Source organism: Moorena sp. SIO3I6, from assembly GCF_010672095.1.
In genome coordinates this window covers 1-1,777 of sequence record NZ_JAAHHU010001026.1, presented here as the reverse complement: position 1 = coordinate 1,777, position 1,777 = coordinate 1, and the positions used below count along the sequence as shown (strand labels likewise).

Annotated in this window: 3 protein-coding genes; all 3 read left to right on the top strand. The window is 40.1% G+C overall.

The genetic code is table 11. The features are described from left to right. Positions 1 to 191: hypothetical protein (locus F6K49_RS45690; RefSeq protein WP_293108885.1), on the top strand; the 191-nt coding region annotated here is incomplete at its 5' end. 10 nt (positions 192 to 201) lie between these two features. Further along, entirely contained in the window at positions 202 to 468 is a 267-nt protein-coding gene (locus F6K49_RS45685; RefSeq protein ID WP_366514327.1) for a hypothetical protein, read from the top strand. Between the two features lie 490 nt (positions 469 to 958). After that, a complete protein-coding gene (locus F6K49_RS45680) occupies positions 959 to 1,318 on the top strand; it encodes a hypothetical protein (RefSeq protein ID WP_293108882.1) in 360 nt (119 codons plus the stop codon). The last annotated feature ends 459 nt before the right edge of the window (positions 1,319 to 1,777 follow it).

Here is a 1,777-nt window from a genome sequence, read left to right as displayed (position 1 = left end):
TCCCAAATGGGGTTGGAGAGCTTTCTTTAATTCGCGCTTCTTGGTTCATGGGGTTTCTGATGGCTATCCTCAATTCTGATGAAACCCCATCCTGTTCTTCTTTTCAACTTTTTTGTCCTGTACTGAGGCTTTACCCAAGAGAAGGAAGGGGAAGCATCTGCACAAGCAGACCAATCTTACCTAATTGGTAGATCCTCAGGAGTGATTGCAGACCTCTCTATTGAAGTTGTCTTTACCAGTGGCAACCAGAGCAAGCTAAATCGTTACCAAGCATTAGGAGTACCCGAAGTTTGGTTTTGGGAGGATGGTGTATTTGCTTTGTATCACTTGCGCTCTGATGGTTACGAAAAAATTTCCCAGAGTGAAGTCTTGCCAGATTTGGATATTGACTTATTGTCTCGGTGTCTGATGATGGCTTCCAAAGTTGAAGCGATTAGGCACTTCAGACAGGCCATCTCTGAGACTTAGAACAATCCTTAAGATTAGCCCAGTAGGGTGTGTTAGGGGAGCCTTCATTTTCCGCCTCGTAGCCAGGGTTGAGACAACCCGCCCCGTTCCACCCACGGGCAAGATGCCCGTTCCACCCACGGGCAAGATGCCTATTCCACCCACCGGATCAAACAGCATGCATTGAGATTTACCCCCTACGGTTTTATAGCATTTGTATTTGAGATGTAAACTTAAAAGGTCTTTTTTGAGTTTGCTATAAAACTCTGGAGCTCTTTTCCCTGTTGCTTTTTGCCTCTTGCTTCTTGTCTTTTTCGACAATCTATAATTTTACAACTCGTTTGAAAACGCTATTATCTATTTTAATTCAGCAATGCCTGAAATTTATACACAATAAATATTAAGTAATTTTAAGTTTTCAAAAAACATCTTATTTTTATTGATTATTAAGAATAATCAATAAAAATAAGATGTTATAAAATTATTTAACAAGACATAATAAGGAATCACGATGTTAAAGAAATTAAGCATTTTATCTGTTGCAACTATTGTAAGTATGACCCTAAACCAAGGATTAGCTAATGCAATAAGCGCAAATGGAGGTAGTACAGGTTGGCATGCCGTTAGTAGTGGGAGTGAGACAAGCTGTAACAAGAAAGGTATAGAAAAAATGAATATTCTTGTCAATGGAGGAGAAATCGAAAAAACTGAATTTCACCCATGGCGCTTTAAAAGAGGAAATAACGTTATTTTTAATCTTGTATGTGCTCCCAAAGGTGATTATGTCAGGGTAGATGTTATTTGTATGAATCCTTGTGACCGGAACACTTATCGTATTCGCACTGTAATAGATGAACTTATGAATTGGTAAATTCTAGCTTTCGAATCAGCAACGCCTTAGGCAGGCGATCTCTGAGGCTTAGAAGAATCCTTAAGGTCAGCATTCAGCGGTCAGCGGTCAGTCGTCAGCCCTGAGCCATTCCCGTAGCATGGCTACAAGCCTTCGGCTGATAACTGATAGCTGATAACTGATAGCTGATAACTGATAGCTGATAACTGATAGCTGAATCCTTAAGATTATCCCTAAATTTAGTATCAACAAGCACATCTTAAGTGAAAATTTTGTGCTATCGCTTTCTTATCCCCTTAAACGGAGTAGATGTCAGTCACTCTGTCGAATCCGGTGGTTGACAAATCCCGAGGGTGGGGATAAGCAAAATACTCGACTTAAAGTGTAAGCTAATTGGAAAAGCAATCAAGTCCATTAGCAGGTCTTTGGGTCATAGATATCGACAATGGCTAAGAAGTACTGGGAATTTCTACTACAGAA